This is a genomic window from Sphingomonas soli NBRC 100801 (assembly GCF_001591025.1).
Classification (GTDB): Bacteria; Pseudomonadota; Alphaproteobacteria; order Sphingomonadales; family Sphingomonadaceae; genus Sphingomonas; species Sphingomonas soli.
Window position 1 is genome coordinate 132,385 of sequence record NZ_BCTZ01000009.1, and the last position, 25,964, is coordinate 158,348.

The following is a 25,964-nucleotide window of genomic DNA, read 5'->3' on the forward strand; positions in this document are numbered from 1 at the left end:
AAATTACCAGCGGTAGTGGCTGAAGGCGCGGTTCGCTTCCGCCATGCGGTGCGTGTCTTCGCGCTTCTTCACTGCGTTGCCGCGGTTGTTCGAAGCATCCAGCAACTCACCCGAAAGGCGCGCCGACATGGTGTGCTCGCTGCGGTTGCGGGCCGAGGCAATCAGCCAGCGGATCGCAAGCGCCTGGGCGCGCTCGGGGCGCACCTCGACGGGAACCTGATAGGTCGCACCGCCAACGCGGCGGCTGCGGACTTCGATGCCCGGCTTGATGTTGTTCAGCGCGTCATGGAACACGCCGAGCGGCTCGCGCTTGGCGCGCTGCTCAACGGTTTCGAGCGCCGAATAGACGATGCCCTCTGCGACGGACTTCTTGCCGTCCAGCATGACCGAATTCATGAACTTGGACAGAACCTCATCACCATAAACGGGATCAGGCAGGATTTCCCGCTTTTCGGGACGACGACGACGAGCCATCTGAATTTCCTTCTAAAACTTCAGCCGATCCGGAACCTGTCCGGGGCTTACTTTGGCTTACTTCGGACGCTTGGCGCCGTACTTCGAACGCGACTGCTTGCGATCCTTCACACCCTGCGTATCGAGCACGCCGCGCAGGACGTGGTAGCGAACGCCGGGAAGATCGCGGACGCGGCCGCCGCGGATCAGCACGACCGAGTGCTCCTGAAGGTTGTGACCTTCGCCCGGAATGTAGCTGATGACTTCGCGCTGGTTGGTCAGGCGGACCTTCGCAACCTTGCGGAGCGCCGAGTTCGGCTTCTTCGGAGTCGTCGTATAAACGCGCGTGCAAACGCCGCGCTTCTGCGGGTTCTGCTCCATCGCAGGGACCTTGGACTTGGCCTTCTGCGGTTCGCGGCCCTTGCGGACCAGCTGGTTAATCGTCGGCATGAAAGCCCTTCACCTTATGTTGCCCGGATAATCCGGAGGTTACTTTGCCGGAACAAGAGAGAATACGAAAAGGCCCCGGGTGTCGTTTGACCCCCCGGGCCATTGCGTTTCCAGCAACGTTCAGCTCTTGTCGCAAGGAGGCTAGGGCCGTAGCCGGCGCTCTTCGAGACGGTGGCGCCTATAGCCGCGAGGCCCGATCCGGTCAACAGCCTGCCCGGAACCTGATCTGGCACCCGGTCCGGCGGCGAAATTCCGCGCGCGGATAAGGATGCGTCAACGCCTGTAGCGCTAAGCATCGCCAATGATCATGCGCAACCCCTTTGGCCGCTGGCGCCGCCCGCTTGCCGCGCTCGCCGCGCTGATGGCCACGCTGGCGCTGGGGCTTGCCGGGCCCGCGCTGCCGGGCGTCGTGCCGCTGTTCGGCTGGGGCGGGCTTGGGCTGCTGCTGGCAGGATGCGCCGGAATGCTCTCGTGGCACGGCGCGCGGATGCGCAGCACGCCCGCCGGGCGCGCGGGCGATCCCGGTGCCGCCCTGCCCGCTTCGATTCTCGCGCTAGCGGTTCCGGGGCTCGGAGCTGCGGCGCTACTCGTGCCCGTGGCGCTCTCGATTCGCTGCGCGTCCCGCGATTCGGATTTGCGCTTGCCCGCGCTGGCGGTGCTTAGCGGTTTGCTGGCGATGCTCTGCACGGTCGGCAGCCCCCTGCTCGGCGCGCTGGCCTGTGCCGCCATACCCCTCCTTGCCGGTCTTTCTACGCGCGGGGCGGCGCTGGTGCCGGCCAATGACAATCCCTCAATGGAACGGCCCGGGGAAATCTGGGCTCTCCTCCCGCGCGCCACCTATGCTAATCATAAGAATGAAGACACCGAATCCGGGACTTGGGGAGTAGCGTAATGTTTGGTGGTAGCCGTAACCGTGACCGTGAACGCGACGAGCGCCCTGCGATGCCGCCAGCGCCGCCTCCGCAGACGGGCGGGTCGAAGCGCGGCATGTTTTCCGTGATCGGCCCGGATGTGATCGTCACCGGCAATGTCACCGCCAGCTCGGACCTGCACATCGACGGGCGTATCGAGGGCGATGTCAATTGCGGTACGCTGGCGCAGGGCGCGGAAAGCCAGATTTTCGGCAGCGTCACCGCCGAACAGGCGCGGCTTGCTGGCGCGGTCGAGGGCACGGTCCGTGTGCGCAACCTCACCGTGGAGCGCTCGGCCAAGATCAGCGGCGACGTCGAATATGAAAACATCACGATCGAGAATGGCGGGCATATCGATGGCCGCCTGAAGCATATGAGCACGATCCAGCAGGCGGCCAGCGCCCCCGCGGGACCGCGCCCGGTCGATTCGGCGCCCGCTTATCCGGCCGCCGCGAACGAGCACGCTGCCTGAACGGCATCGCCTGCCGACACGAAAAAGGCCGCGTCCCCACCGGGAACGCGGCCTTATTCTTTGACGCCCCTTAGGGTCACATGCCCTTGATGCGATCCAGATGCATCTGGACGACCTTGCTGGTCTCCGCCGCAAAGGTCTTGAGCGCAGGCACGTCGCCATTGGCGGCATAGTCCTTCATCGCCGCCAGCGCCTTTTCGTGCGCCGCCACCTGCTGCGCCTTGTACGCCGTATCGAACGCAGCACCGGTCGCGTCGCGCAAGACGGCCAGATTGGCTTCCTGCTCGGCGTTCAGCGCCGGGTTGGGCGTGATCGCCGGGCTCGCCTTCGCGCCCGCGGCCTTCAGCTTCTCGGTGGATTCGGTGTGGCCTTTGACCATCATCGCACCGAAGTCCTTGAGCGCCTGGCTGGTGGCTTTTTCCTGCGCGAGCTTGCCTGCTTCGACTTCATACCAGTCGCTCGCGCCCGCCATGTCGGCGAAGGCCTGACCCGCCGATACCGGCATGGCGGCCATCGTCCCATTGCCCATGTCCATGTTCTCCATGGGAACCGGGCTTTCCATCGTGGTGAGGTTGGTGGTGCTCGTCGTCTCGTTGCTGCTGCACGCTGCGAGCGCAAGCACGGGCGCAAGGCCCAGGGCCATCGTCTTGATATGCATGTTGCAATTCCTCCTGCTGCGCGCTCAACGAAGCGCCGCCCTTAGCGTTCCCCATTGCCCGGCAACGCGCTTGCGCGCATGACAGGCACCATGAACAGCGCATCATTGCCGGTCGAAGGAAGCTGCCGGTGCGGCAGGCTTCGCATCCGCGTCAGCCAGCCGCCGGTGATGACGATGGCCTGCCATTGCACGGGCTGCCAGAAGATGTCGGCAAGCGCCTTCTCGCTGACCGCGATCATCCCCGAAGCCGGCTTCGAAGTTCTGGCGGGCGACCCGGTGATCGGCGGGCTCCACGGCCAGGACGCGCAGCATCACCATTGCGACTGGTGCAAGAGCTGGGTGTTCACGCGCTCGCCCCACGCGGCAGGCTTCGTCAATGTACGCCCGACCATGCTGGGTGTGGCCGAATGGTGCACGCCCTTCGTCGAGACCTTCACCAGCGAGGGGCTCGGCTGGGCCAAGACCTCAGCGAAGCACAGCTATCCGGCCTTCCCGCCAATGGAGGCGTTCGGGCCGCTCATGGCGGAATATGCCGCCACGCGCTGAGCGCGCCCTACGCCTTCAGCGGGTCATGCCCCCAGTTCATCAGCGAATAGCGCCAACGCGAGAAGGGCACGCGAAATTCGTCATGCGGCCCCTGCCCCCGGTGCCGCCGCACAAACCCGACGACCTTGCGCATATGCGCGTAATCCGCAGCGTCGAGCGCAGCCTTGCCCGTCCGCAATATCTGCACGATCCGCCGGCCCGACGCATGCCCGACGCTCTCGGTCTCGCCCGGCCGCCGATAGCCGACCGTCCGGCTCTCATCCGTCTCCAGCCACGCCTCGATCTCGTCGGCGGTCATGTTCACCGCTTCGTGAAAGGCGCGATAGACTGATTCGTGATCGTCGCGGGCCGCCACCTCAGATATGCAGCGCCTTTCCGTAGGCCCCCAGCACGCTCTCGTGCATCATCTCGGAGAGCGTCGGGTGCGGGAACACCGTCTCCATCAATTCGGCCTCGGTGGTCTCCAGCGTCTTGCCGATCGTGTAGCCCTGGATCAGCTCGGTCACTTCCGCGCCGATCATGTGTGCGCCCAGCAACTCGCCGGTCTTTGCGTCGAACACAGTCTTGATAAAGCCTTCCGCCTCGCCCAGCGCGATCGCCTTGCCGTTGCCGATGAAGGGGAAGTTGCCGACCTTTACCTGATAGCCCGCTTCCTTCGCCTTGGCTTCGGTCAGGCCGACGCTGGCGATCTGCGGGTGGCAATAGGTGCAGCCCGGGATGTTCTTCGGGTCCATCGCGTGCGGGTGGTTGCCCGCGATCGCCTCGGCGGCGATGACGCCCTCATGGCTCGCCTTGTGCGCCAGCCAGGGCGGCGCGGTGATATCGCCGATCGCATAGAGGCCGTCGACATTGGTCTTGCAGTCCGGCCCGGTGATCAGGAAGCCGCGATCGTTCACTTCGACACCCAGCTCCTTGAGCCCCAGATCCTCGGTGTTGGGCACGATGCCGATCGCGACGATGACATGGCTGAACTCGCTAGTCTCGGCCTTGCCGTCCTTCCCGGTGATCGTGGCTTTCACGCCGCCGGATCCCGCCTCGATCTTGTCGATCTTGGCGCTCGTCTTGATCTTCATGCCCTGCTTGGTCAGCGACTTTTCGAGGAACGCCGAAACATCGGCATCCTCTACCGGCACGATGCGGTCCATCATCTCAACGACCGTCACGTCCGCGCCCATGTCGTTATAGAAGGACGCGAACTCGATCCCGATCGCGCCCGATCCGATGACGAGCAGCTTGCCGGGCATCTCGGCGGGGGTCATCGCATGGCGATAGGTCCAGACGCGCTTGCCGTCCGCCGGCAGGTTCGGCAGATCGCGCGCCCGCGCGCCGGTGGCGAGGATGATGTTCTTCGCGGTCAGCTCGGTCGTCTTGCCGTCCGCACCGGTGACGCTCAGCTTGCCCTTCCCCGTCAGCTTGCCGGTGCCCATGTGCACGGCAATCTTGTTCTTCTTCATCAGGTGCGTGACGCCCGCATTGAGCTGCTTCGCCACGCCGCGCGAGCGCTTCACCACCGCATCCAGGTCCGCGCTGATCTTCTCGGCCGCCAGGCCGTAATCCTTGGCGTGCTGCATATAGTGGAAGATCTCCGCCGAGCGCAGCAGTGCCTTGGTCGGAATGCATCCCCAGTTGAGGCAGATGCCGCCGAGCAGTTCGCGCTCGACGATCGCGGTCTTCAGGCCCAGCTGGCTCGCCCGGATCGCGGCGACATAGCCGCCGGGGCCGGAGCCGAGCACGATGACGTCGTAGGATTCAGGCAAGGAAAGCGTCCTTCTTATGCCCCTCTCCCCTTGAGGGAGAGGGAGGGGCCCAAGCCAAAGGCTTGGGAGGGTGAGGGCTTGAGATAGCAGCCCAAATCGCGGTTTTGACTGCCTCTATGTCATCGAGAACCGCGTTGTTCCACACGCGAAATACGCGGCATCCCTTCTCTGTCAGAAAGGCATCGCGGCGAGCATCATGATCGTTATCCAGATGCTGCGATCCGTCCGCTTCAACGATCAGCCGATGTTCCTGACAGATGAAATCCACGATATAAGGGCCGATCGGCTGTTGCCGACGAAATTTGGCGCCATTTAATCGCCCGCCGCGCAGATGGGTCCAGAGAACGCGCTCGCTTTCGGTAGGCGCCTTTCGCATGGCCTTGGCGCGCTTCAACGTGAGGTCGTCGTAGCCGCGCACGCCCTCACCCTCCCGCCGCTTCGCGGCGGGCCCCTTCCTCTCCCTCAAGGGGAGAGGGGTCCGGAACGTCCACCGCCCGCGGCTTGCGGTTCTCGTCGATCGCCACGAAGGTGAACTGCGCCTGCGTCACCTTCTGCACCGCCTCGCCATGGCGTTCGCGGCGCCACGCCTCGACGGCGATCACCATCGACGAGCGCCCGACGCTGACGATCTCCGCATAGACCGAGACTTCATCGCCCACCGCCACCGGCGCATGGAACTGCATGCCGTCCATCGCGACCGTCACCGCGCGGCCCTTGGCCCGGCGCGCCGCGACCAGCCCGGCGGCCAGATCCATCTGCCCGACCAGCCAGCCGCCGAAGATGTCGCCATAGGCATTGGCGTCCGCCGGCATCGCGCTCACGCGGATCGCAGGCTGGCTCATCGGCCGAGTCTCAGCCATCCGCTGGTGCACCCGGTGCGCCGCCAAGCTTCGCCTTGTCCGCTGCATAGGCCCGGCGCAGCGGCCCTACGCCCATCGCCACCACCGCGATCATCGCGACATAGGTGACCAGCCAGATATCCTTCTTGGCGAGCGGATAGGACCAGGCCGAAAGCGACGCGATCACATATGCCGCAACCAGCCCGATCGCGATGTGCAGCACTTCGATCAGGACGCGCATCGGCTCGCTCCCGTCAGGCGATCATGCCCATCGGAGCTTCGACCAGCTCCTTGAACACCTTCATCAGCTCGGCGCCGTCTGCCCCGTCGATCGCGCGGTGATCGAAGCTGCCGGTCGCCGACATCACCGTCGCCACGCCCAGCGCGTCGTCGATCACATAAGGCCGCTTCTCGCCCGCGCCGATCGCCATGATCATGCCCTGCGGCGGATTGATCACCGCTTCGAACTGCTTGATCCCGAACATGCCCATGTTGGACAGGCTGGCAGTGCCGCCCTGATACTCGGCAGGCTGGAGCTTGCCTTCCTTGGCGCGGCCCGCAAGGTCCTTCATCTGGGTCGAGATCGCCGAGACGCTGATGCCCGCCGCATCGCGGATGATCGGCGTGATCAGGCCCGTCGGGGTCGATACCGCGACCGACACGTCTGCGCGCGAATATTTGATCAATTTGTCGCCGGTATAGGTGACGTTGCACTTGGGCGTCTGGATCAGCGCGACGCCCAGCGCCTTGATCAGCAGATCGTTGACCGACAGCTTCACGCCGCGCGGCTCCAGCGCCTTGTTGAGCTCCGAGCGCAGCTTGAGCAGCGCGTCGAGCCGGATATCCACGGTCAGATAGATATGCGGGATCGTCTGCTTGGATTCGGTCAGGCGGCGCGCGATCGTCTTGCGGATGTTGGAGAGCTTCTCCTCCTCGTGGGGGATCGTCTCGTCATACCATACGGCCTTGGCCTCAACCGGAGCAGCTGCGGCGGCGGCAGGTGCCGGCGCGGAAGCTTCCGCCTTCGCGGCAGGCGCTGCACCCGGCATGGCGCCTTCGAGATCGGCCTTCACGATCCGGCCGTTCGGGCCCGAACCGGTCACACTGGAAAGATCGAAGCCCTTTTCCGCGGCGATGCGCTTGGCCAGCGGGCTCGCCTTGATGCGCTCGCCCGCTGCCTTCGGAGCAGCGGCGGGAGCCGGGGCTGCGGGCGTCGGCGTCTCCACCTTCGCAGTCGGCGCAGGAGCAGCCTCTGCCTTGGCGGGAGCAGGTGCGGGGGCCGGGGCTTCTTCGCCGCCCTCGCCCGCCATCACCGCGATCACGGTGCCGACCTTCACATTATCGGTGCCTTCGGGAACCGTGATCTTGGCGATCACGCCTTCGTCCACGGCTTCGAATTCCATCGTCGCCTTGTCGGTCTCGATCTCGGCAAGCAGATCGCCCGACTTCACGGTGTCGCCTTCCTTGACCAGCCATTTGGCGAGCGTGCCTTCCTCCATCGTCGGAGAGAGGGCCGGCATCTTGATTTCGATTCCCATGGGGCTTCCCGTATTCAGGCTGACAAAGCCCTTTCGCGCCGCCCTGCCGCAGGGTCAAGGCCGCTTGCGCCAAACACAATCGCAAGGCAGTCATGCGGATAGAGGGGATCAGGCGCATGCGCACCTATCTGGTGGTGATTGACGATAGCCCGGAGGCGGAGATCGCCTTGCGCTTCGCTGCGCGCCGCGCGGTGAAGACCGGGGGCAACGTCGAGATTCTGGCGCTTATTCCGCGTCAGGAGTTCGTTGCCTGGGGCGGCGTGATGGCGACGATCGAAGAGGAAGCGCGGCAGCGGGCCGAGGCTTTGGTCGCGCGCGCAGCTGGAACCCTGCTCAGCGAATCGGGGATCACGCCTTCGATCACGCTCCGCGACGACGATGGCCCCTCCGTGGTGCGCGCGATGATCGCCGCCAATCCCGATATCGCGGCGCTCGTCATCGGAGCCGCGGCCAGCGGCCCGCCCGGTCCTCTGGTGTCGCATTTCTCGGGGCACGATGCCGGCGCGATGCGCGTGCCGGTGATGATCATCCCCGGCTCGCTCGATATGGAAGCGATCGACCGGCTCAGCTGAGCATTGGACTTTGGCCCATCAAAATTAATTGAGCGTCATCCCCGCGAAAGCGGGGACCCAGAGCCAAGCAGGGTGTCTCATGGTAATCTTGTATCCCCGCTTTCACGGGGATGACGGATGATCCCGAACGCTAGCGGCAGACGCACCGGCAACAGGCCGGGCGCGGCTTGGCGCGCTTGGGCGGTGCCGCGCGGCGGACCACGCGGCGCGGCGTCGCCCGCACATAGCTGGTCGTCACCACGGTTTCCTCGATGATCTCTTCCTCGACGATCGTCGTGGTCGTCGTGGTCGGAATGACGATCACCGATGAGGAGGTGACCGGCGCACCGTAATAATAGCTGCCCTGCATGTAGCTTGCGCCATAATTGGCCCCATAGCCCTGCTGCACGGCCGGCGGGCCATAGGCAGCAGGCGGCGCATATCCGCCCTGATATTGCTGCTGGCCGTAATAGAGGTTGGGATCGACCGGCTGGATCGCCGCGCCCGCGCTCGAATAGCTGTAGCTGCTCGAACTGGAATGGCTGCCGCCCGCATAGGCACCGGCACCGGCCCAGGCGATGCCGCCCACCGTATCCCACACATTGCCGCGATCATCGACCAGCACGGCGTCGTTATAATAGCGGATCCAGCGATAGCCGCGCGGCGGTGCGGACAGGCCGAAGCTCAGATAGTCGGGGATGCCGAATGCGCCCTGCATCCAGTAACCGGGCATCTGATGGCCGCGGCCAAGGCGGCGATACGCACCCCAGCCGCCCGGCGCCTGCGTGCCGCCATACCATTGGCCTTCGATCTCATAGCCCCAGCGATTCGGATCGTTCAGCCGCGCGATGTTCCGGCTCGGCGGCAGCGCCATCCAGCGTCCGTCCTGCCACACGCGCGGTCCCGCCGTCGGCACCTGCCCCTGTGGGGCCTGCTGCGCGACGAACGGCGGCGGAGCGCCATATTGCTGCGGGGGCGGTCCATAGGTCGCGCCGCCGGGCGCCGGGATTGGCGCGCCATAGCCCTGGGCCGCAGCCGGGCCCGCAGCGCCCAGCGCTACCGCCGAAATGGCTGCCATCATCCAGAAACGCATCGCGATACTCCTTCGCCCAACCGAGCCCGCCCGCTCTTATGGTTGACGAAAGGTTACCGCGTTGGCCGCGATGCGGCGAATCCGTTTGATGCTTAACGGCGTCCCGATACGGGATCAGTCCCGCGCCAGCCTCGGCGCAAGTATGCGCATCAGCGCTTCGCATCCCGCCGCATCGCCCGCGTCGAACCGCGCCGGGCTGGGGCTGTCCAGATCGAGCACGCCGATCAGCTCGCCCTGATGGACGATCGGCACGACCAGCTCGGATCGGCTCGCGGCGTCACAGGCGATATGGCCGGGAAAAGCATGCACGTCCTCCACCAATTGCGTCTCCCGGGTCGCCGCCGCCGCACCGCACACGCCCTTGCCAAACGGGATGCGGATGCACGCCGCCTTGCCCTGGAACGGCCCGAGCACCAGCTCGCCGCCCACATTCCGGTAAAATCCCGCCCAGTTGAGATCGGGCAGATATTGGCAGATCAGCGCCGATACGTTCGCCATGTTGGCGATCGCATCCGGCTCGTCGGCGGTCAGCGAATCGAGCGCGGCCGCCAGATCGCGATAGAGTTCGGACTTGGATGAAGCGGTCACGGTGAAATCGTACATGCACGCGATGTAGGCGCGACCCGGCGTTTGCGAAAGCGCGCGCTAGATGCAATAGGCGCCGCCCCCCAAGATTCGGAGAAGCACCATGGCCGGCGAGCAGGCGCTCGGGCTCGATTTCGGCACGACCAACAGCGTCGTCGCGCTTTCCGGCGGCGACGGAGCGGCGCAAGTCGTGCCCTTCGTGGGCGATCATGCGACGGGCGAGGTGTTCCGGTCCGCGCTTTGCTACTGGCTCGATGACGATGCACGCGGCGGCGTGGCGCACGAGGCCGGACCCTGGGCGATCGCCGAATATCTCGAATGGCCGCACGACAGCCGCTTCATCCAGTCGTTCAAGAGCGTCGCCGCCAGCGCGGTCTTCGAGCACGCCAACGTGTTCGACAAACGCTACCGGTTCGAGGAGTTGGGCCGCATGTTTCTCGCCCGGCTGCGCGCGCATGCCGGCGGCGCACTGGATAGCGTGCCCGATCGGATCGTGATCGGCAGGCCCGTGACCTATGCCGGCGCCCGCCCCGACGAAAAGCTCGCGCGGCAGCGTTATGACGCGATGTTCGACGCGTTCGGCACGCGGCTGCATTATGTGTACGAGCCGCTGGGCGCGGCGTTCAGCTATGCCACGCGGCTCACCGAACCCGCCACCATCCTCGTCGCGGATTTCGGCGGCGGCACCAGCGATTTCTCGATCGTGCGGGTGTCCGAGCCGGGTGCGGCGCAGCGCTGCGTGCCGCTGGGTTCGGCAGGCATCGGCATCGCCGGGGACCGTTTCGACTATCGCATCGTCGATCGCCTGATCCTGCCCCTGCTCGGCAAGGGCGGCAATTACCGCTCGTTCGACAAGATCCTCGAAATCCCCCGCAGCCATTTCGCCGATTTCGCCGATTGGTCCCGCCTTGCCCTGATGCGCAATCGCAGGACGATGGAGGAGCTGCGCCGTCTCCAGAAGAGCGCGATCGAGCCCGAAGCGATCGGGCGGATGATCGCCTTGATCGAAAACGAACTGGGCTTCCCGCTTTACGACGCCGTCGGCCGCCTGAAGCGCGCATTGTCGGGCAGCGAGCATGCCGCATTCGCGTTCAGCGGCGCGGGGCTGGAGATCACGGCAGACGTGACGCGCGCCGATTTCGAAACCTGGATCGCGGAGGATCTCAAGCGGATCAAAGCGACGGTCGATCTGGCGATGACCAAAGCAGGCGTCGAAGCCGGTGCGATCGACCGTATCTTCCTCACCGGCGGCTCCTCGCTCATCCCCGCGATCCGCGCGATGTTCGAGCGCCGCTTCGGCAGCGAGCGGATCGCGACCGGCGGCGAACTCACCTCGATCGCGCACGGGCTGGCGTTGATCGGCGCAGACCCCGATGTAGAGCAATGGACCGCCTGAGCCCCCCTCCCCTCAGTCGAAGCTGACCTTGCCCCGCCCGGCCTTGACCGCGCTGCGCCCCTTTTTCTCGTCCACCCGGCGCGCCTTGGCGGCCTTGCTCGGCTTGGTCTTCACCCGCCGCGCCTGGCGCTCCAGCGATTTCTCGATCAGCTCCACCACCCGCTCGCGGGCATCGCTGCGGTTCGCTTCCTGCGTGCGAAACTTGCGCGCGGTAATCACCAGCTCGCCCGCGCCGGTCATCTTCGTCCCGGCAAGCACCTTCAATCGCTGATAGGCATAAACCGGCAGCCCCAGCGCGAAGACGTTGACCCGCAGCTGCACCGCGGTCGCCACCTTGTTGACGTTCTGCCCACCCGGCCCCGAGGCTGCGAGGAACTTTTCCTCGACGATCGCCTCTTCGGGCAGTTCAGCCACGGCCAAAGCCGATATTGTGGAAGCGCAGCGGCAACGGCGCCTCGGCCTTCACCTCGGGCTTGCCGTCGCGCGGCACGATCAGCTCGGCGGCGTGGAGCATCACCGCCGGGCCGCCCTTGCCATAGACCGGATCGCCCAGGATCGGCAGGCCGAGCCCCTCTGCGGCGTGAACGCGAAGCTGATGCGTGCGGCCGGTCTTGGGGAAGAAGGCCACCATCGCCCTGCCCTTCACCCGCTCGATCACTTCCCAGCGGGTAAAGGCCGGCTTGCCCGCCGGATCGCCGGTCATCCGCCAGCCTTCCTCTTCCGAAGAGATCTTGATCAGCGGCAGATCGATCTCGCCGCTATCCGCCTCCGGCTCGCCATCCAGCACCGCGACATAGCGCTTGGTCACCAGCCCCTGCTCGAACGCCTGGCCGAAGCGCTTGTGCGCCTTGGGATTACGCGCGAGCAACAGGCAGCCGCTGGTGTCGCGGTCCAGCCGGTGCACCGGCAGCGGCAGCCGCTGGAAGCCGAAGGTCATCTCGCCGAGCATGTCCTCCAGGCTGCGCGAGCGATCGCGCGGGCGATCGACGGGAAGCCCGGCAGGCTTGTCGATCACCAGCGCTTCGCCGTCGATGAAAAGTACGCGATCCTTGAACATCGCCGCCCTATACACTTTCAGGCGGCGTGCGCGAGAGTCGCCTCAGCGGAAGCGGATCTCGCACACCGACATGCGGCCCGGCTGCGTGGTGCTCCACTGGCCCGTCCATTCGCCGCGCAGCTCGCGCGCCTTGTTGCGGCACTTGTTCTCGGCGTCCGCCTGGTTCCAGATCGGGCCGACTTCCACGTTGCGCGTGGAGCCGCGATCCCAGCCGCCGCCCGGTCCGCCACGGCCCGTGTCGATCGAGCAGACCGACATGCGGCCCTGCACCGTCGTGCGCCACTGGCCGTTCCAGGTGCCGCGAAGCTCGCGCGCCTTATTCGCGCACTTGGTCTCGGCGTCACGCTGGTTCCAGATCGGCCCGACCTCGATCTCGCGCGCGCCGCCGCGGTCCCAACCGCCCCGATCGTCGTCGCGTCCCATGCCGCCGCCATCGCCGCCGCGCCGTCCGCGCCAGCCGCGTCCGCGGCGATCGGCGTCCAGATCGGTGATGCGATACAGCAGCCGCTGCGAACCGAATACCGGCGTGCCCCAGATCTCGCGGCTCTGCAGGTCGATGAACACGCGAACCCCGCCGCGCTGGCGATCGATCAGCCAGACGCGCGCCGGCGTGCGGCGCTCCTCCTCAAACGTGTGGATCAGCGTGCCGTCATGGCCGAATTCGATCCACCGGCCATTGTCGAGATTCTCGAACGAACCGCCGCCGGTATGGAAAACGCGCGTCACGTTGGTGCCGTCCACGCGGCGCTGGAGCGCGGGATAGCCATCGCCAGAAGCCGGCGCGGAAACGCCCGGCGCGGCAAGGGCAATGGCGAATGCTGCAATGCTCACGATCATCGGTCCGTTCCTCTCATCCCTGTTGCCGCCTTGTGGCGTCTTGGTTGCGAAAGCGCAACGAATGACAAAACGGCGGCCGGCCCCCGAAGGTTCCGGCCGCCGTTCGCGGGCCGCATATAGAGGGGGGATTATGCGGCCAATTTGATCGCGGTCTCGGCGATGCGGCGGCCCTGATAGCGCGCGCCGTCCAGCTCGGACTGGCTGGGCTGGCGGCTGCCATCGCCATCGGCGATCGTGGTCGCGCCGTAAGGCGAACCGCCCTTCACCTCGTCCACGCCGCTCTGGCCCTGGAAGCCATAGTCCAGCCCGACGATGGTCAGGCCGAAGTGCAGCAGATTGGTGATGATCGAGAACAGCGTCGTTTCCTGTCCGCCATGCTGGGTCGCGGTGGAGGTGAACGCGCCGCCCACCTTGCCGTTCAGCGCGCCGCTATACCAGATGCCGCCCGCCGTATCCCAGAAGCTCGCCATCTGGCTCGCCATCCGGCCAAAGCGCGTCGGCGCGCCCACGATGATCGCGTCATAATTCTTCAGCGCCTCGGGGCCTTCGATCACCGGATGCGCGGTATCGGTCTTGAAATAGGCCGCGGCGACCACTTCCGGCGGCGCGGTTTCGGGCACGCGGCGGATATCCACCTCGGCACCCGCCGAGCGCGCGCCTTCGGCGACGGCATCCGCCATCTGCTCCATATGGCCGTAGGACGAATAATAGAGAACCAGAACCTTGGTCATTGTGCGTTCCTTCAAAAAATCCGGGCCTTCAAAGAATCCGGGGGTGTCCGCCACGCCGGGGGGGGAAGGGCGTGGCGGACGGGGGGCTCAGTCGGCGTCGACCATCACGATCTCTGCGTCTTGGATCGCAGTGATCGTGTAGGTGCCGCCCTTCAGGGCTGCGCCGTCGCGTGCCTCGATGCGCTCGCCGGCCAGTTCGATCGTGCCGATCGCGGGGACGAGATAGGCATGCCGCCCCTCGCCCACCTGATAGGTCACGCTCTCGCCTGCCTTCAGCGTCGCGCCCAGCACGCGGGCATCGGCGCGGATCGGCAAAGCGTCGCTATCCTCGGCAAAGCCGCTCGCCAGCGTCACGAAGCGCCCCGAGCGATCGCCCTTCGGAAAGGGCTTGGCGCCCCAGCTCGGCTGGCCGCCCCGCTCGCGCGGGAGGATCCAGATCTGGAAGAGCGTCGTCGTCTCGGGCTCGAGATTATATTCGGCGTGGCGAACGCCGTTTCCGGCGCTCATCACCTGCACGTCGCCTGCGCCGGTGCGGCCCTTGTTTCCCATCGAATCCTGATGGGTGATCGCGCCCGAGCGGACATAGGTGATGATTTCCATGTCCTGGTGCGGGTGCGGCGGGAAACCGGAATTGGCGGCGATCTCGTCATCGTTCCACACGCGGATCGCGCCCCAGCCCATCCGGGCCGGATCGTGATAGTTCGCGAAGCTGAAGTGATGCCGCGCGTTGAGCCAGCCATGATTGGCATGGCCTAGGGTCTCAAACGGGCGCAGCTCGATGGTCTTGGTGTCGATCATGATGATGACCTTTCGTTTCTTGAACCCAGAGATAAGGCGCGGTATCGTCGCGTAAATGGAAACGTTGGAAACGGATTGTTTCGCATGAAGCTACCGGACTTCGAAGCCTGGGCCGTTTTCGCCGCAGTCGTCGAGCATCGCTCGTTCAGCGCCGCCGCCGATGCGCTTGCCGTCTCGAAAGCCACCGTCTCAAAGGCGATCAGCCGCCTCGAATTGCGGCTCGGCACCACCTTGTTTCACCGCACCTCGCGCCGCCTGACGCTGACGGACAGCGGCCGTGCGCTCGCCGAGCATGCCCAGCGCATCCTGAGCGAGGGCGAAGCTGCGGAGGAAGCCGCGTTCGAATCCGCCAGCGCGCCTGCGGGGCTGGTCCGCCTTGCCGCGCCGCTCACCTTCGGCATCCAGGCGGTCGCACCCTTGCTCGCCGAATTCATGGCCGCCCATCCGGGGATCAAGATCGATCTGCGCCTGTCCGATGCGTTCGTCGATATTGTCGGCGAAGGCATCGATATCGCGCTGCGCATCGCCGAACTGCCCGATAGCTCGCTCCGCGCGCGCCGCCTGGGGGCCGTCACCGCGCATGTGGTCGGGGCACCCGCTTATTTCGCGCAGCATGGCCACCCCGCGCACCCAGCCGACCTCGCCCGGCACGCCTGCTTCACTTATGCCAATACGGCAAACCCCGACACCTGGCGCTTCCGCAAGGCGGGCGGCGAAGAAGCGGCGGTGCGCGTGGAGGGGCCGATCCGCACCGACAGCGGCGATGCGATGCTCCCCGCGCTGCGTGCCGGGCTGGGCGTAGCGATCCTGCCGGGCTTCATCGTGGATAAAGATCTGGCCGCCGGCACGCTGGAGGCGGTGCTGCCCGAATGGTCGATCGGCGCTTCCGCGCTCCACCTGATCACCCCGCCGGGAACGCTGCGTCCGGCCCGCGTCGAAGCGCTGATCGAATTCCTGTCCGATCGGCTCAAGCGAATTTGCGCCGACGCCCCGATCTGACTCGACTCTGTAACCAAGCTGAGTCCTCCACCTACGTAGAATCCCGCGACTCGTGGATTTCTGCGGGTTAGGAAGAAATTAACCTTTTGCCTTCAGACCGGGTTAGGTTAATAAATCGCTCAGGACGTTTCCGCCACGAGGGAGGAAGGCGTTTGGTGGGCAAGGGGAACTGGCATGCGTGTGCTGCTGATCGAGGATGAGCCGTCGACCGCGAAGGCGATCGAACTGATGCTCTCGACCGAGGGCTTCAACGTCTACACGACGGATCTCGGTGAAGAGGGCTTGGATCTCGCCAAGCTCTATGATTACGACATCATCCTGCTCGATCTGAACCTGCCCGATATGCATGGCTATGATGTGCTCAAGAAGGTCCGCGTCGCCCGCGTCCAGACGCCGGTGCTGATCCTTTCGGGCATCAACGAAATGGATTCCAAGGTGCGCTCGTTCGGCTTCGGTGCCGACGATTATGTCACCAAGCCTTTCCACCGCGAAGAGCTGGTCGCGCGCATCCATGCCGTGGTCCGCCGCTCGAAGGGGCATTCGCAGTCGGTCATCCGCACCGGCAAGCTCGCCGTGAACCTCGATGCGAAGACCGTCGAAGTCGATGGTGCCCGCGTGCATCTCACCGGCAAGGAATATGCGATGCTGGAGCTGCTTTCGCTCCGCAAGGGCACCACGCTCACCAAGGAAATGTTCCTCAACCACCTTTATGGCGGCATGGACGAGCCCGAACTCAAGATCATCGACGTCTTCATCTGCAAGCTGCGCAAGAAGCTCAGCATGGCGACCGAAGGCGAGAATTATATCGAGACCGTCTGGGGCCGCGGCTATGTGCTGCGCGAGCCCGAAGGCGGCGAACAGGCGATTTCCGAAGTCGCCTGACACCAAACGCAGCGGGGGCTGACCAGGGCCGCGGTTCGCAAGGACCGCGGCCCTTTTCATGTGGCGGAAGTCGGCCCGCCCACCCGCCGACCGGGCAATCGCCCCCGCTCGATACGATGCTTGCAATGTAGGATTTCAGATGCTTGGCTGGTGCGGCGTTGCCTCAACGCCGCTTTTTGACTTGTCCGATTGCGCTGCGATTGCAGCACAGCTTGGTGCCGTCCCGAGCTTGGTCCATCCAGCTTGAACAGGCGTCATCCCCGCGATAGCGAGGACCCAGGGTTGCCCGGCAACAGCCCGCTTGGCTCTGGACCCCCGCTTTCGCGGGATGACGGTTCCAGCTCTGCCAGACCGGGCGCCAGACCCGCGGCTCGGCCCTGGCTCGCACACCCGTTCTTGGTGTCACTTTTGTGTAACCTTTCGCGCCTCCGCGTGGCGCTCCGCCCGCTCGAACAGCGCCTGCAGATCCTCGCGTGACACGTCGAACGTCTCGCCCAGATCGTCGAGCGCGGCATCGATGTCCTCGGCGATCAGGCGCGGCCGCGCGGGAACGGGGACGGCGCGGTGCGGATAGCGTTGGCCGGTGAAGCGGTGGAACGCGACGCCCACCGCGACCAGCAGCATCGCGTTGAGACCCACCGGCACCAGCGCAAAGGCATATCCGTGCGCCAGCACCGCCGGTCCGCCCACCACGCCCAGCAACGCGCTTCCCCCACCCGATGGGTGGAGGCACCGGGCGGCAGACATAAATATGATAGCGCTGGAGACGGCAACGCCCGCCGCCAGCGCGCCATGCCCCAGCCAATGCGCGGCGGCGATCCCCGCCAGCGCCGAAATCACGTTGCCGCCGATCACTGGCCAGGGCTGGCCCATCGGGCTCGACGGTACGACGAACACCAGCACCGCCGATGCGCCGATCGGCGCAGCCAGCAGCAGGCCCATGCCGGGATCGCCCGCCACGCGCGTGCTGATCAGCGCCGACAGGCCGATCCCCAGCAGCGCCCCTGCGGCCCCGATGATGCGTTCGCGCCAATTGGCACCCGCGAGCAACGGCAGCGGCAGGCTGCGCAGCCGGTCAAGCATGGGCGGCCTCGTCGCGCTTCGCGGGCAGCAGCAGCACGATGGCCAGCAGCGCCAGATGCAGGCCGATCGTCACCCAGCGCACCGCTGTCGCGTCGACGGCGTCCGCGAGCGGCCCGGTCAGTTCGTTGGCGAGGTTGTAGCCCCAGTGCAGGCCCACGGCGGCCCATAGCGTCCGCCATTTCCACGCGGCCAGCGCATAGACCAGGCCGATGGCGAACAGCCGCAACTGCTCGGTCACGCCCCAGTCGAAGCGGTAGATATGGTTGAGCGTGAAGATCGCGGCGCTGCCCAGCACGAAGGCCCAGCCGCTCCAGCCCGGGTTCGCCGCGCGCAGGAAGAAGCCTCGCGTCAGAATGTCTTCCGCGATCGAGGGAATGAAGGTGGCGACCATCGCCATGGCGATGCCCGTGATCGCGGCCGGCGCCAGCGTATAGACCCCCGCCTGCATCCCCCAGACCAGCCCCGCGCATTTGGCGCCCATCGCCAGAAGCAGCATCGCCCCGAGCAATGCGAAGGAGCGCGGTTTCAGGTCCAGCCCATAGGCGTCATAGCCGCGATAGCCGAGCCATCGTCCCACCGGCCAGGCTGCCAGCACCGCCGCGACCATCAGCCCCGCCTGCACCGGAAAGCTGCCCAGCAGCTTGCCGCCGATGCCCTCGGCCGATTGATAGAGGGCGAACAGGATCAGGAATGCGGCGGCGAGGCGCGCGGGCGCGGGTCGCATCTGGGTCTTACTTCCTCTGCCAGACCCGTTCGCCGCCTATCCAGGTCTCCAGAACCCGGGTGGCGCGCAGTTCGCTGGGGGAGGCGAGCAGCGGATCGCGGTCGAGCACCAGGAAGTCGGCGCGCATGCCCCGCGCCAGGCGTCCGATCTTGTCTTCGGCGAACCCCGCATAGGCCGCGCCGGTCGTGAAGCCCGCCCAGCCCTGCTCGCGCGTCACAGCTTCTCCGGGCCGCCATCCGCCCGCCGGCTGGCCGTCCGCGTCGGTCCGGGTGAAGCTGGCCGCCCAGCCGGCCCAGGGATCCGGGCTCTCGACCGGGAAATCCGATCCGAAGGAGAGCTTCGCGCCATTCTGCAGCATCGAGCGCCAGGCATAGGCGCCCGCCAACCGGTTCGGCCCCAGCCGCGCCTCGGCCATCGTCCGGTCGCTGGTCTGGTGCACCGGCTGCATCGACGCGATCGTGCCGAACTTGCCGAAGCGGGGGAGGTCTTTGGGGTCGACGATCTGGGCATGTTCAATCCGCCAGCGGCGATCGCCCTTATAGGTGTCAGAGAGCACTTCTATCGCGTCCAGCGCCTGCTGATTGGCGCGATCGCCGATGGCGTGCACGGCGATCTGGAAGCCGTCCATCGCGCCGCGGATCATCAGGTTGAGCAGCTGGTCGTTGCTCAGGAAGCCCAGCCCCTTCTGCCCCGGCGCATCGGCATAATCGGCCTTGAGCCAGGCGCCCCGGCTGCCCAGCGCGCCATCGGCGTAGAGCTTGATCCCGCCCATGCGCAGCCGATCGCCGTAAAGCCAGGGCGTCGGCCCCTGCCCGCCCACCGCGAGCGCGGTATCGACGCCGCCGGCATAGCTCATGATGCGCAGCTTGAGCAGGCCGAGATCGCCCATGCGGCGATAGGTGAGCCAGTCCTGCACGCTGGTCCCCATGTCCGCGGCGGCGGTGATGCCCAGCGAGAAGAGCTTTTCCTGCGCGGCAAGAAAGGCCGCGTTGCGCTCACGCGGCGTGGGCTGCGGGATCGCTTTGGTCAGCAACTCCATCGCGCCATCGACGAGCACGCCGGACGGCGCGCCGCTGGCGTCGCGCTCGATCCGGCCGCCATTGGGATCCTTGCTCGCGGCGGTGACCCCGGCCAGCGCCAGCGCGCGGCTGTTCGCCCAGCCGGCATGGCCATCGACCCGGTCGAGCCAGACCGGACGATCGCTCACCACCGAATCGAGCTCCGCGGCGGTGGGGAAGCGGCCCAGCCCCCATTTCTCCTGGTTCCAGCCGCTGCCCAGTATCCACTTGGCCGGATTCGCGGCGGCATAGGCCCGGATCCTGGCGAGCGCCTCCTCCAGCGAGTTGGTCGCCGACAGGTCCAGGCGGAGCAACTGATCGCCCAGCCCCATGACGTGCCCATGGCCGTCGATCATCCCCGGCACTACGGTCTTGCCGCCCAGATCGATCTTCCATTCCAGCTTTTTCGGGCGCTTTTCCTTGCCCTTGTACAGCCAGACGACCTGCCCTTCGCGGTTGAACAGGATGCCGTTGAAACGAACGACCTGCCCCTTCTCGTCCAGCGTCAGGCCGTTGACATTGTCGATCAGCCCATCGGCATGCGCCGCCGGTGCGAGGAGGAGCGCGGCGGCCGCGATCAGGCGGAGGATCAGCTTGGTCATGGATCAAGCGATAGGGGCTGTTTCCCCGCCGCGCCAGATGGTCTAGGCCGCTCCCCCTATGGCTACCAAGACGATCCGCGCCGACGCGCAGCTCCCCGTATCGATCAACGATGTTCGTGCCGCACAGGCCCGCATTACCAGCTCGATCGTGCGAACGCCCACGCTGGTGAGCAAGACGCTGTCAGACCTGACCGGTGCGACCGTCTATCTGAAGTTCGAGAATCTCCAGTTTACCGCCGCCTATAAGGAGCGCGGCGCGCTCAACACGCTGCTCCTGCTGGACGAGCAAGCGCGGCAGAAGGGGGTGATCGCGGCCTCGGCCGGCAATCATGCGCAGGGGCTCGCCTATCACGCGAACCGGCTGGGCATCCCCAGCACGATCGTGATGCCCAAGAATACGCCGACGGTGAAGGTCACCCAGACCGAGGGGCATGGCGCGACCGTGATCCTGGAGGGCGAAACCTTCGACGCCGCTTATGCCCATAGCCGCAAGCTGGAGGCCGAGCACGGCTACACCTTTGTCCACCCGTTCGACGATGCGCGGATCATCGCGGGCCAGGGCACCGCCGCGCTGGAGATGCTGGAGGACGTGCCCGATCTGGAAATGCTGGTGGTCCCGATCGGCGGCGGCGGGCTGATCTCGGGCAGCGCGGTGGTCGCCAAGTCCGAAGGCCGCAACCTGCAGGTGATCGGCGTCGAAGCCGAACTCTATCCTTCGATGTACAACCGCATCAACCACACCGACATGCCCTGCGCCGGCGACACGCTGGCCGAAGGCATCGCGGTGAAGGAGCCGGGCGGCATCACCAGCACGATCGTACAGGCGCTGGTCGATGATATCGTCCTGGTCGGAGAGCGGCGGCTGGAAGAGGCCGTCAGCCTGCTGCTCCAGATCGAGAAGACCGTTGTGGAAGGCGCAGGTGCCGCAGGGCTTTCCGCGCTGCTGGCCGAGCCGGAACGCTTCAAGGGCAAGAAGGTCGGCACCATCCTGTGCGGCGGCAATATCGACACGCGGCTGCTGGCCAACGTCCTGTTGCGCGACCTTGCCCGTTCGGGCCGCCTCGCCCGCCTGCGCATCCGGCTGCAGGATCGCCCCGGCGCGCTGTTCCATGTCGCGCGGATATTCCACGAGCAGGGCGTGAACATCATCGAAGTGTATCACCAGCGCGTCTTCACCACGCTGCCGGCCAAGGGACTGATCACCGACATCGAGTGCGAGACGCGCGATCGCAATCATCTCGACCGGCTGATCGTCGCGCTGCGCCGCGCACAATATGAAGTGAGCCAGGTCGAACTGGCCTGACCGCTGTGACCGGCGAGCCACAGCCCGCCGGAATCACATCCGCGACCAAATGAATCGGAACCGGGACGAGCCGAGTCCGGGGCCGATTCACACCGGATTCGAACAGCGATACGATAGCGCAACAAGCCGCGTTTCTCGCGGCAAATGGTTAATGACGACCGTTCGCGTGCCAGCGCGAAACGGCGCGAACCCGTGTTTCCCACGATCGGCACGAGTGATTAACCGTTAACCTTCTTTCATGGTAAAGCCGCTTTTCATCACTCGCGAGCCGCTTCATAGTCGCCTCAACAGTCGGCAGGGGGCCGATGGCAAAGGGGCTAATGAACGGTGACCGCACTCTCCCGTTTTCCGCGTTTTTTCGTGACCAGCCCCTCGCCCTGCCCCTATCTGCCGGGCAAGCAGGAGCGGAAGATCTTCACGGAGCTTTCGGGCCAGCATGCGGGCGAGCTGAACGATGCGCTGGGCCGCATCGGCTTTCGCCGTAGCCAATCGGTGGCGTATCGGCCGAGCTGCGCAGGCTGCACCGCCTGCGTCTCGGTGCGCGTCGTCGCCGGGGAGTTCGTACCGAACGCCACCCAGCGCAAGCTGATCCGCAGGCATAGCGATCTCGAGATCACGGCATGCAAGCCCTGGGCGACGCAGGAGCAGTTCGCCTTGCTCCAGCGCTATCTGGCCAAGCGCCATCCGGGCGGCGGCATGGCGGCCATGGACGAGAATGATTATGCCGACATGGTCGAGCAATCGCCGGTCAGCTCCTATGTAATCGAATATCGCGAGCCTTCGGTGAATGGCGAGCGCGGCAGGCTGGTGGGCGCATGCATCACCGACCAGCAGGCCGACGGGCTATCGATGATCTACAGCTTCTTCGATGCCGATGAGGAGGCCCGGCCCGGCCTGGGCAACTTCATCATCATGGAGCACATCATGCGCAGCTGCGCGGCGGGCCTGCCCTATGTCTATCTCGGCTATTGGGTGAAGGGCAGCGAACGGATGTCGTACAAGACGCGCTACCGGCCGATCGAAGTCCTCGGCCCGGCCGGCTGGTCGCTGCTCGCCGACGAAGAAGCGTTTTCGATGCCGATGCGGGCGCGGGTTACCGAGACGGCCTAGCGCCGGTTTGGGCGGAGCTGAACTGGCTCTGGAGCTGGTTCCGGGCATCCTTCATCGTCATCCCGAAAGCGGGGCCCCGGGCTTGTCTGACGACGCCCTGTTGGTTCTGGATCCCCGCTTTCGCGGGGATGACGGCTATTCCTCGCCGCCGAGCCGATCGACGTGGAGGTCCACGTCCAGCTCTTCGCGGCCCTGCCCCAGCCGCATTCCGGCGATCGGCGCAGCGCCCAGCGCATCCAGCCCTACGGCGACCCGCACATAGCTAGCGTCCGGCGAAAGCCCGGTGACCGGATCGAAGCCGATCCAGCCAAAGCCCTCGATATGCGCCTCTGCCCAAGCATGGGGGGCGCTGTGCGTTGCCTCGCCATCGCTGCGATAGCCCGAGACGTAGCGTGCCGGGACATGCAGGCTGCGCGCACAGGCGATGAAGATCTGCGCCAGATCGCGCGACGTGGTCTTCCTCGCCGCAAACGCTTCTGCGGCCGTCGCCCCGGTATCCGGCGCATCGGGGGCGCTGGGGAAGCGCGCGTGGAGCGCGGCGTTGAGCCGGTGCATCCGCTCCAGCGGGTCGCCTGATGCATGTTCTGCCGCGAACCCGGTCAATTCGGCGCTCGCGTGCGTCCGTGCGGTTGTGCGGCAATAGAATAAGGCCGGCAGGGGATCGATTGCTTCGCGAACCATGCCGGTCGCTTCGTTGGTAAGCACCTCGCCGGTGACGGTGATGTCGATCCCCGCAAGCGGCCCCTCAGCATACAGCATCGTCACCGCATTGCCGAAGCCATCGGTCGCATCGCGCAGGCGGGCATCGCAATCCACGCCGATGTGCCAGCTCACCACGGTCTGATCCTGCGTATCGCAAGGCGTCAGCCGCAGCATCTGCACCAGGCGCGCCTGCGGCTCGCTGAAGCGGTAATGCGTGTGATGTTCGATCGCGATGCGCATCAGGTGAACCGGAACTGGCGGGCAATGGCGCCGTCGAGCATCGCATTCTCCGCGATAAAGGCGCCGAGATATTCGTGCAGCCCGCTGACGATGATCTGCGAGGTGCTGGTCTTTTGCAGCCGCGACATTCGCGCGCGCGCCATCCGGTCCGCCTCGCCCTGCAGCCCGGTGCGCTTGGCAAGCGCGCTGAGCAGGCCCACCGTCTCCTCGACACAGGCGGCAAGGCTGCGTGGCAATTCGGCGCGGTTGAGCAGGAGATCGATCACGTTCCGGGGCTGCAAGCCATCATTATACACCCAGCGATAGGCGTTCACCGCCGAGACGGTCTGGAGGATCGTGGTCCATTGATCGCGGTCCACCACGCCACCCACCGGCTCGCCCTTGGGCAGCAGCAGATGATATTTAACATCGACGAGGCGCGCGGTGTTGTCTGCCCGCTCGATCGCGGAGCCGAGCTGGATCAGCAGCGTCGGCTCGTTGCGCATCATCCGGTGGATCGCGCCTTCGAAGCCGCGCGTCTCACCCTTCACCTGCTCGACCAGGTTGAGCGTCGCGGTGGCGCCCCCGGTCGAGGCGCGATTCTGGAAGAGCAGCCAGGCGCGGTTGATCGCGGTCCAGGCATCGCGGGTCAGCGCGGTGCGCACGGCGCGGGCGTTGTTGCGCGCCATATCGAGGCAGCGGACGATCGAGCCAGGATGGCTGGGATCGAGCGTCAGGAAGCGCGCCACATGCGCCTGGGTCAGCGGATTGCCGGTGAGCGCGAAGGCATCGTCGGTGTAGCTCACCGCCAGCGCGCTCTTCCATGCGGCCTCTCCGGCGGGGCGCGCGGAAAGCGCATCGAGGCGCACCGTTGCCTCTACCAGCCGCGCGATGAAATCGGCGCGCTCGATATAGCGGCCGAGCCAGTAGAGCGCCGATGCGGTGCGGGAGAGCATCAGCATGTTAGATCCTCCCCGGCACGGGGAGGGGGACCAGCGAAGCTGGTGGAGGGGGCGTGCCGCAAACGAATCGCGGGTGGGGAGCCCCCTCCGTCAGCGCTTCGCGCTGCCACCTCCCCGTACCGGGGAGGATCGAGAAGAGACAGTTCACGACTGCACCTGCGTCTGCGACTGGCCCGAAGGCGCGCCGTCATCCATCAGCACGAAGCTGTCCTTGGTGCCGCCGCCCTGACTGGAGTTGACCACCAGCGATCCTTCGCGAAGCGCCACGCGGGTAAGTCCGCCGGGGACGACCTTCACGCCGTTGCCGCCGGTAAGCACGAAGGGGCGGAAATCGACGTGGCGCGGCGCGAGCCCGGCTTCGACCAAAGTGGGCACGGTGGAGAGCGCCAGCGTGGGTTGCGCGATGTAGCGCTGCGGTTCGGCGATCAATGCGGCGCGGAACTCCTCGATCTGGGTGCGACTCGCAGTCGGCCCGACGAGCATGCCATAGCCACCCGAACCATCGACCAGCTTGACCACCAGCTCGGGCAGGTGATCGAGCACATATTTCAGCGCCTGGGGCTCGCGGCAGCGGAAGGTCTCGACATTGGGCAGCTTCGCCTCGCCACCCGAATAGAAACGGACGATCTCGGGCATATAGCTGTAGATCGCCTTGTCGTCGGCAATGCCGTTGCCCGGGGCATTGAGGATCGCGACATTGCCCGCGCGATAGGCGGCGATCAGGCCGGGCACGCCGAGCAGGCTTTCGGGCCGGAAGGCGAGCGGATCGAGATAATCGTCGTCGATGCGGCGATAGATCACATCGACGCGGACGCGTCCGCCGATCGTGCGCATCCAGACAATATCGTCGTCCACGACCAGATCCGCAGGCTCGACCAGCTCGACCCCCATCGCATCGGCGAGGAAGCTATGCTCGTAATAGGCCGAGTTGAAGTGGCCGGGCGTGAGCACGACGCAGACCGGATCGGATTTGCTGCCGGGCGAGACCGAGCGCATCGTCTCCAGCAGCATGTCCGGATAGCTGTCCACCGCAGCCACGCGGAAATCGCGGAACAGCTCGGGGCACAGCCGCAGCATCGCCTCGCGATTTTCGAGCATGTACGAAACGCCGGAGGGTGTGCGGGCATTATCCTCCAGCACGAAGAATTCGTCCGGGCCGGTGCGCACCAGATCGATGCCGCAGATATGCGCCCAGACGCCGTGCGGCGGGCGGACGCGGTTTACCTCGGCACGGAACTGCTCGTTGAGGAGCACCAGCTCGGGCGGGATGACGCCTTCCTTGATGATGCGCCCTTCGCCGTACACGTCCTCGAGAAACGCGTTGATCGCCTCCACGCGCTGGACCAGCCCTTCGGAGAGCCGCTGCCATTCGCTTTGCAGGAAGATGCGGGGAACGATGTCGAACGGGATGATCCGCTCCGCCGCGTCGCTGTCTCCATAGACCGCGAAGGTGATGCCGAGCTGACGAAATGCGGTTTCGGCGGCTTGCTGGCGGCGCTGCAATTCGGATGCGGGCGTGTCTGCAACCCACTGCGATAGCGCAGCGAATTCGGCGCGCGGATGATCCGGCCCGCCATGTCCCCAGATTTCGTCAAACGCCCCGTTTGCAGCCATGCGCCCCCAAGTGTCGAACTGCCGACTGGTTCCA

General features: G+C 65.9%; 31 protein-coding genes. 9 read left to right on the top strand and 22 right to left on the bottom strand.

What is annotated here, in order from left to right; translation table 11 throughout:
• Positions 1–3: 3 nt before the first annotated feature.
• Positions 4–474 carry a 30S ribosomal protein S7 gene (rpsG, locus tag SSO01S_RS06780; protein ID WP_066797139.1) on the bottom strand — a complete coding sequence of 157 codons (471 nt, stop codon included), beginning with the start codon at positions 472–474 and terminating at the stop codon, positions 4–6.
• 57 nt (positions 475–531) lie between these two features.
• Positions 532–903: a 30S ribosomal protein S12 gene (gene rpsL / locus SSO01S_RS06785; protein WP_019831557.1), complete on the bottom strand. Its 372-nt coding sequence runs from the start codon at positions 901–903 to the stop codon at positions 532–534.
• 301 nt (positions 904–1,204) lie between these two features.
• On the opposite strand from rpsL, the gene SSO01S_RS06790 reads away from it, so the two are divergent.
• Together SSO01S_RS06790 and SSO01S_RS06795 are read left to right on the top strand one after the other, a co-directional pair.
• Positions 1,205–1,795: a hypothetical protein gene (locus SSO01S_RS06790; protein WP_066797142.1), complete on the top strand. Its 591-nt coding sequence runs from the start codon at positions 1,205–1,207 to the stop codon at positions 1,793–1,795.
• A complete protein-coding gene (locus SSO01S_RS06795; RefSeq protein WP_083942891.1) occupies positions 1,795–2,286 on the top strand; it encodes a bactofilin family protein in 492 nt (163 codons plus the stop codon). Before SSO01S_RS06790 ends, SSO01S_RS06795 begins: the two co-directional genes overlap by 1 nt.
• Positions 2,287–2,362: 76 nt before the next feature.
• Here the strand turns inward: SSO01S_RS06795 and SSO01S_RS06800 are convergent, their stop codons facing one another.
• Positions 2,363–2,944 (bottom strand): DUF4142 domain-containing protein, encoded by a 582-nt coding sequence (locus SSO01S_RS06800; RefSeq protein WP_066797146.1) that lies wholly within the window; start codon positions 2,942–2,944, stop codon positions 2,363–2,365.
• A 90-nt stretch (positions 2,945–3,034) separates the two neighbouring features.
• Here SSO01S_RS06800 and SSO01S_RS06805 point away from each other — a divergent pair, with 90 nt between their 5' ends.
• Complete coding sequence (locus SSO01S_RS06805) at positions 3,035–3,490, top strand: GFA family protein (protein ID WP_066797722.1); 456 nt, start codon at positions 3,035–3,037, stop codon at positions 3,488–3,490.
• Between the two features lie 7 nt (positions 3,491–3,497).
• On the opposite strand, the gene SSO01S_RS06810 is transcribed toward SSO01S_RS06805, so the two are convergent.
• The 6 genes from SSO01S_RS06810 to SSO01S_RS06830 are packed head-to-tail and all read right to left on the bottom strand — an operon-like array spanning position 3,498 to position 7,624.
• Complete coding sequence (locus tag SSO01S_RS06810; protein WP_066797149.1) at positions 3,498–3,845, bottom strand: DUF3140 domain-containing protein; 348 nt, start codon at positions 3,843–3,845, stop codon at positions 3,498–3,500.
• A 1-nt stretch (position 3,846) separates the two neighbouring features.
• The gene (gene lpdA, locus SSO01S_RS06815; protein ID WP_066797150.1) at positions 3,847–5,247 is read right to left on the bottom strand and encodes a dihydrolipoyl dehydrogenase; all 1,401 of its coding nucleotides are present in this window, start codon (positions 5,245–5,247) and stop codon (positions 3,847–3,849) included.
• Positions 5,240–5,665: an endonuclease domain-containing protein gene (locus SSO01S_RS17190; protein WP_245646633.1), complete on the bottom strand. Its 426-nt coding sequence runs from the start codon at positions 5,663–5,665 to the stop codon at positions 5,240–5,242. The genes lpdA and SSO01S_RS17190 overlap by 8 nt, the downstream gene beginning before the upstream one ends.
• Positions 5,666–5,669: 4 nt before the next feature.
• Positions 5,670–6,107 (bottom strand): acyl-CoA thioesterase, encoded by a 438-nt coding sequence (locus SSO01S_RS06820; RefSeq protein ID WP_066797151.1) that lies wholly within the window; start codon positions 6,105–6,107, stop codon positions 5,670–5,672.
• The gene (locus SSO01S_RS06825) at positions 6,100–6,327 is read right to left on the bottom strand and encodes a hypothetical protein (protein ID WP_066797152.1); all 228 of its coding nucleotides are present in this window, start codon (positions 6,325–6,327) and stop codon (positions 6,100–6,102) included. The genes SSO01S_RS06820 and SSO01S_RS06825 overlap by 8 nt, the downstream gene beginning before the upstream one ends.
• 13 nt (positions 6,328–6,340) lie before the next feature.
• Positions 6,341–7,624 (bottom strand): pyruvate dehydrogenase complex dihydrolipoamide acetyltransferase, encoded by a 1,284-nt coding sequence (locus tag SSO01S_RS06830; protein WP_066797157.1) that lies wholly within the window; start codon positions 7,622–7,624, stop codon positions 6,341–6,343.
• A 116-nt stretch (positions 7,625–7,740) separates the two neighbouring features.
• On the opposite strand from SSO01S_RS06830, the gene SSO01S_RS06835 reads away from it, so the two are divergent.
• The gene (locus tag SSO01S_RS06835; protein ID WP_066797159.1) at positions 7,741–8,196 is read left to right on the top strand and encodes a universal stress protein; all 456 of its coding nucleotides are present in this window, start codon (positions 7,741–7,743) and stop codon (positions 8,194–8,196) included.
• A gap of 130 nt (positions 8,197–8,326) precedes the next feature.
• Here the strand turns inward: SSO01S_RS06835 and SSO01S_RS06840 are convergent, their stop codons facing one another.
• Together SSO01S_RS06840 and SSO01S_RS06845 are read right to left on the bottom strand one after the other, a co-directional pair.
• On the bottom strand, positions 8,327–9,268 hold the full coding sequence (locus SSO01S_RS06840; protein WP_066797160.1) for an RcnB family protein: 942 nt from the start codon (positions 9,266–9,268) through the stop codon (positions 8,327–8,329).
• 114 nt (positions 9,269–9,382) lie between these two features.
• Positions 9,383–9,871 (bottom strand): free L-methionine (R)-S-oxide reductase MsrC, encoded by a 489-nt coding sequence (locus SSO01S_RS06845; protein ID WP_066797161.1) that lies wholly within the window; start codon positions 9,869–9,871, stop codon positions 9,383–9,385.
• 85 nt (positions 9,872–9,956) lie between these two features.
• Here SSO01S_RS06845 and SSO01S_RS06850 point away from each other — a divergent pair, with 85 nt between their 5' ends.
• Positions 9,957–11,249, top strand: coding sequence for an Hsp70 family protein (locus tag SSO01S_RS06850; protein ID WP_066797162.1), 1,293 nt, complete (start codon positions 9,957–9,959; stop codon positions 11,247–11,249).
• Between the two features lie 12 nt (positions 11,250–11,261).
• Here SSO01S_RS06850 and arfB read toward each other — a convergent pair whose 3' ends face one another.
• From arfB to SSO01S_RS06875, 5 genes are all read right to left on the bottom strand, one after another.
• Positions 11,262–11,663: an alternative ribosome rescue aminoacyl-tRNA hydrolase ArfB gene (gene arfB, locus SSO01S_RS06855; RefSeq protein WP_066797163.1), complete on the bottom strand. Its 402-nt coding sequence runs from the start codon at positions 11,661–11,663 to the stop codon at positions 11,262–11,264.
• A complete protein-coding gene (locus SSO01S_RS06860) occupies positions 11,656–12,306 on the bottom strand; it encodes an RluA family pseudouridine synthase (protein ID WP_066797166.1) in 651 nt (216 codons plus the stop codon). Before SSO01S_RS06860 ends, arfB begins: the two co-directional genes overlap by 8 nt.
• 42 nt (positions 12,307–12,348) lie before the next feature.
• On the bottom strand, positions 12,349–13,143 hold the full coding sequence (locus SSO01S_RS06865) for a mannan-binding lectin (protein WP_066797168.1): 795 nt from the start codon (positions 13,141–13,143) through the stop codon (positions 12,349–12,351).
• Between the two features lie 128 nt (positions 13,144–13,271).
• On the bottom strand, positions 13,272–13,874 hold the full coding sequence (gene wrbA / locus SSO01S_RS06870) for an NAD(P)H:quinone oxidoreductase (RefSeq protein ID WP_066797171.1): 603 nt from the start codon (positions 13,872–13,874) through the stop codon (positions 13,272–13,274).
• 87 nt (positions 13,875–13,961) lie between these two features.
• The gene (locus tag SSO01S_RS06875; protein ID WP_066797174.1) at positions 13,962–14,672 is read right to left on the bottom strand and encodes a pirin family protein; all 711 of its coding nucleotides are present in this window, start codon (positions 14,670–14,672) and stop codon (positions 13,962–13,964) included.
• A gap of 84 nt (positions 14,673–14,756) precedes the next feature.
• Between SSO01S_RS06875 and SSO01S_RS06880 the strand changes: the two genes are divergently transcribed.
• Both SSO01S_RS06880 and ctrA read left to right on the top strand, forming a co-directional pair.
• Positions 14,757–15,671 carry a LysR family transcriptional regulator gene (locus tag SSO01S_RS06880; RefSeq protein ID WP_066797177.1) on the top strand — a complete coding sequence of 305 codons (915 nt, stop codon included), beginning with the start codon at positions 14,757–14,759 and terminating at the stop codon, positions 15,669–15,671.
• Between the two features lie 174 nt (positions 15,672–15,845).
• Positions 15,846–16,553, top strand: a complete 708-nt coding sequence (gene ctrA, locus SSO01S_RS06885) for a response regulator transcription factor CtrA (RefSeq protein WP_066797183.1) — start codon at positions 15,846–15,848, stop codon at positions 16,551–16,553.
• A gap of 402 nt (positions 16,554–16,955) precedes the next feature.
• On the opposite strand, the gene SSO01S_RS06890 is transcribed toward ctrA, so the two are convergent.
• Genes SSO01S_RS06890 through SSO01S_RS06900 form a run of 3 tightly spaced genes read right to left on the bottom strand, consistent with a single transcriptional unit; the run spans position 16,956 to position 20,020 of the window.
• A complete protein-coding gene (locus SSO01S_RS06890) occupies positions 16,956–17,636 on the bottom strand; it encodes an HPP family protein (RefSeq protein WP_066797186.1) in 681 nt (226 codons plus the stop codon).
• On the bottom strand, positions 17,629–18,360 hold the full coding sequence (locus SSO01S_RS06895; protein ID WP_066797188.1) for a CPBP family intramembrane glutamic endopeptidase: 732 nt from the start codon (positions 18,358–18,360) through the stop codon (positions 17,629–17,631). Before SSO01S_RS06895 ends, SSO01S_RS06890 begins: the two co-directional genes overlap by 8 nt.
• 7 nt (positions 18,361–18,367) lie before the next feature.
• Positions 18,368–20,020, bottom strand: coding sequence for an amidohydrolase (locus SSO01S_RS06900; protein WP_066797191.1), 1,653 nt, complete (start codon positions 20,018–20,020; stop codon positions 18,368–18,370).
• Between the two features lie 58 nt (positions 20,021–20,078).
• Between SSO01S_RS06900 and SSO01S_RS06905 the strand changes: the two genes are divergently transcribed.
• The gene (locus SSO01S_RS06905) at positions 20,079–21,323 is read left to right on the top strand and encodes a threonine ammonia-lyase (protein ID WP_066797194.1); all 1,245 of its coding nucleotides are present in this window, start codon (positions 20,079–20,081) and stop codon (positions 21,321–21,323) included.
• A 327-nt stretch (positions 21,324–21,650) separates the two neighbouring features.
• Positions 21,651–22,433: an arginyltransferase gene (locus SSO01S_RS06910; protein WP_066797197.1), complete on the top strand. Its 783-nt coding sequence runs from the start codon at positions 21,651–21,653 to the stop codon at positions 22,431–22,433.
• A 135-nt stretch (positions 22,434–22,568) separates the two neighbouring features.
• Here the strand turns inward: SSO01S_RS06910 and SSO01S_RS06915 are convergent, their stop codons facing one another.
• From SSO01S_RS06915 to SSO01S_RS06925, 3 genes are all read right to left on the bottom strand, one after another.
• Positions 22,569–23,375, bottom strand: coding sequence for a transglutaminase family protein (locus SSO01S_RS06915; protein ID WP_066797201.1), 807 nt, complete (start codon positions 23,373–23,375; stop codon positions 22,569–22,571).
• The gene (locus tag SSO01S_RS06920; RefSeq protein WP_174520765.1) at positions 23,375–24,310 is read right to left on the bottom strand and encodes an alpha-E domain-containing protein; all 936 of its coding nucleotides are present in this window, start codon (positions 24,308–24,310) and stop codon (positions 23,375–23,377) included. The genes SSO01S_RS06915 and SSO01S_RS06920 overlap by 1 nt, the downstream gene beginning before the upstream one ends.
• 150 nt (positions 24,311–24,460) lie before the next feature.
• Positions 24,461–25,930, bottom strand: coding sequence for a circularly permuted type 2 ATP-grasp protein (locus SSO01S_RS06925; protein WP_066797207.1), 1,470 nt, complete (start codon positions 25,928–25,930; stop codon positions 24,461–24,463).
• Positions 25,931–25,964: the final 34 nt, after the last annotated feature.

What these genes read in the sequence shown, in the direction of transcription:
- wrbA (WP_066797171.1), bottom strand. Translation starts at nt 13,874, where the DNA reads ATGACCAAGGTTCTGGTTCTCTATTATTCGTCCTACGGCCATATGGAG.
- SSO01S_RS06860 (WP_066797166.1), bottom strand. Translation starts at nt 12,306, where the DNA reads ATGTTCAAGGATCGCGTACTTTTCATCGACGGCGAAGCGCTGGTGATC.
- SSO01S_RS06925 (WP_066797207.1), bottom strand. Translation starts at nt 25,930, where the DNA reads ATGGCTGCAAACGGGGCGTTTGACGAAATCTGGGGACATGGCGGGCCG.
- SSO01S_RS06830 (WP_066797157.1), bottom strand. Translation starts at nt 7,624, where the DNA reads ATGGGAATCGAAATCAAGATGCCGGCCCTCTCTCCGACGATGGAGGAA.
- SSO01S_RS06835 (WP_066797159.1), top strand. Translation starts at nt 7,741, where the DNA reads ATGCGCACCTATCTGGTGGTGATTGACGATAGCCCGGAGGCGGAGATC.
- SSO01S_RS06920 (WP_174520765.1), bottom strand. Translation starts at nt 24,310, where the DNA reads ATGCTCTCCCGCACCGCATCGGCGCTCTACTGGCTCGGCCGCTATATC.
- SSO01S_RS06795 (WP_083942891.1), top strand. Translation starts at nt 1,795, where the DNA reads ATGTTTGGTGGTAGCCGTAACCGTGACCGTGAACGCGACGAGCGCCCT.
- SSO01S_RS06880 (WP_066797177.1), top strand. Translation starts at nt 14,757, where the DNA reads ATGAAGCTACCGGACTTCGAAGCCTGGGCCGTTTTCGCCGCAGTCGTC.
- SSO01S_RS06840 (WP_066797160.1), bottom strand. Translation starts at nt 9,268, where the DNA reads ATGCGTTTCTGGATGATGGCAGCCATTTCGGCGGTAGCGCTGGGCGCT.
- ctrA (WP_066797183.1), top strand. Translation starts at nt 15,846, where the DNA reads ATGCGTGTGCTGCTGATCGAGGATGAGCCGTCGACCGCGAAGGCGATC.
- SSO01S_RS06895 (WP_066797188.1), bottom strand. Translation starts at nt 18,360, where the DNA reads ATGCGACCCGCGCCCGCGCGCCTCGCCGCCGCATTCCTGATCCTGTTC.
- SSO01S_RS06890 (WP_066797186.1), bottom strand. Translation starts at nt 17,636, where the DNA reads ATGCTTGACCGGCTGCGCAGCCTGCCGCTGCCGTTGCTCGCGGGTGCC.
- SSO01S_RS06850 (WP_066797162.1), top strand. Translation starts at nt 9,957, where the DNA reads ATGGCCGGCGAGCAGGCGCTCGGGCTCGATTTCGGCACGACCAACAGC.
- SSO01S_RS06900 (WP_066797191.1), bottom strand. Translation starts at nt 20,020, where the DNA reads ATGACCAAGCTGATCCTCCGCCTGATCGCGGCCGCCGCGCTCCTCCTC.
- SSO01S_RS06915 (WP_066797201.1), bottom strand. Translation starts at nt 23,375, where the DNA reads ATGCGCATCGCGATCGAACATCACACGCATTACCGCTTCAGCGAGCCG.
- SSO01S_RS06905 (WP_066797194.1), top strand. Translation starts at nt 20,079, where the DNA reads ATGGCTACCAAGACGATCCGCGCCGACGCGCAGCTCCCCGTATCGATC.
- SSO01S_RS06865 (WP_066797168.1), bottom strand. Translation starts at nt 13,143, where the DNA reads ATGATCGTGAGCATTGCAGCATTCGCCATTGCCCTTGCCGCGCCGGGC.
- SSO01S_RS06790 (WP_066797142.1), top strand. Translation starts at nt 1,205, where the DNA reads ATGATCATGCGCAACCCCTTTGGCCGCTGGCGCCGCCCGCTTGCCGCG.
- SSO01S_RS06845 (WP_066797161.1), bottom strand. Translation starts at nt 9,871, where the DNA reads ATGTACGATTTCACCGTGACCGCTTCATCCAAGTCCGAACTCTATCGC.
- rpsG (WP_066797139.1), bottom strand. Translation starts at nt 474, where the DNA reads ATGGCTCGTCGTCGTCGTCCCGAAAAGCGGGAAATCCTGCCTGATCCC.
- SSO01S_RS06800 (WP_066797146.1), bottom strand. Translation starts at nt 2,944, where the DNA reads ATGCATATCAAGACGATGGCCCTGGGCCTTGCGCCCGTGCTTGCGCTC.
- SSO01S_RS06820 (WP_066797151.1), bottom strand. Translation starts at nt 6,107, where the DNA reads ATGGCTGAGACTCGGCCGATGAGCCAGCCTGCGATCCGCGTGAGCGCG.
- rpsL (WP_019831557.1), bottom strand. Translation starts at nt 903, where the DNA reads ATGCCGACGATTAACCAGCTGGTCCGCAAGGGCCGCGAACCGCAGAAG.
- SSO01S_RS06875 (WP_066797174.1), bottom strand. Translation starts at nt 14,672, where the DNA reads ATGATCGACACCAAGACCATCGAGCTGCGCCCGTTTGAGACCCTAGGC.
- SSO01S_RS06805 (WP_066797722.1), top strand. Translation starts at nt 3,035, where the DNA reads ATGAACAGCGCATCATTGCCGGTCGAAGGAAGCTGCCGGTGCGGCAGG.
- SSO01S_RS06825 (WP_066797152.1), bottom strand. Translation starts at nt 6,327, where the DNA reads ATGCGCGTCCTGATCGAAGTGCTGCACATCGCGATCGGGCTGGTTGCG.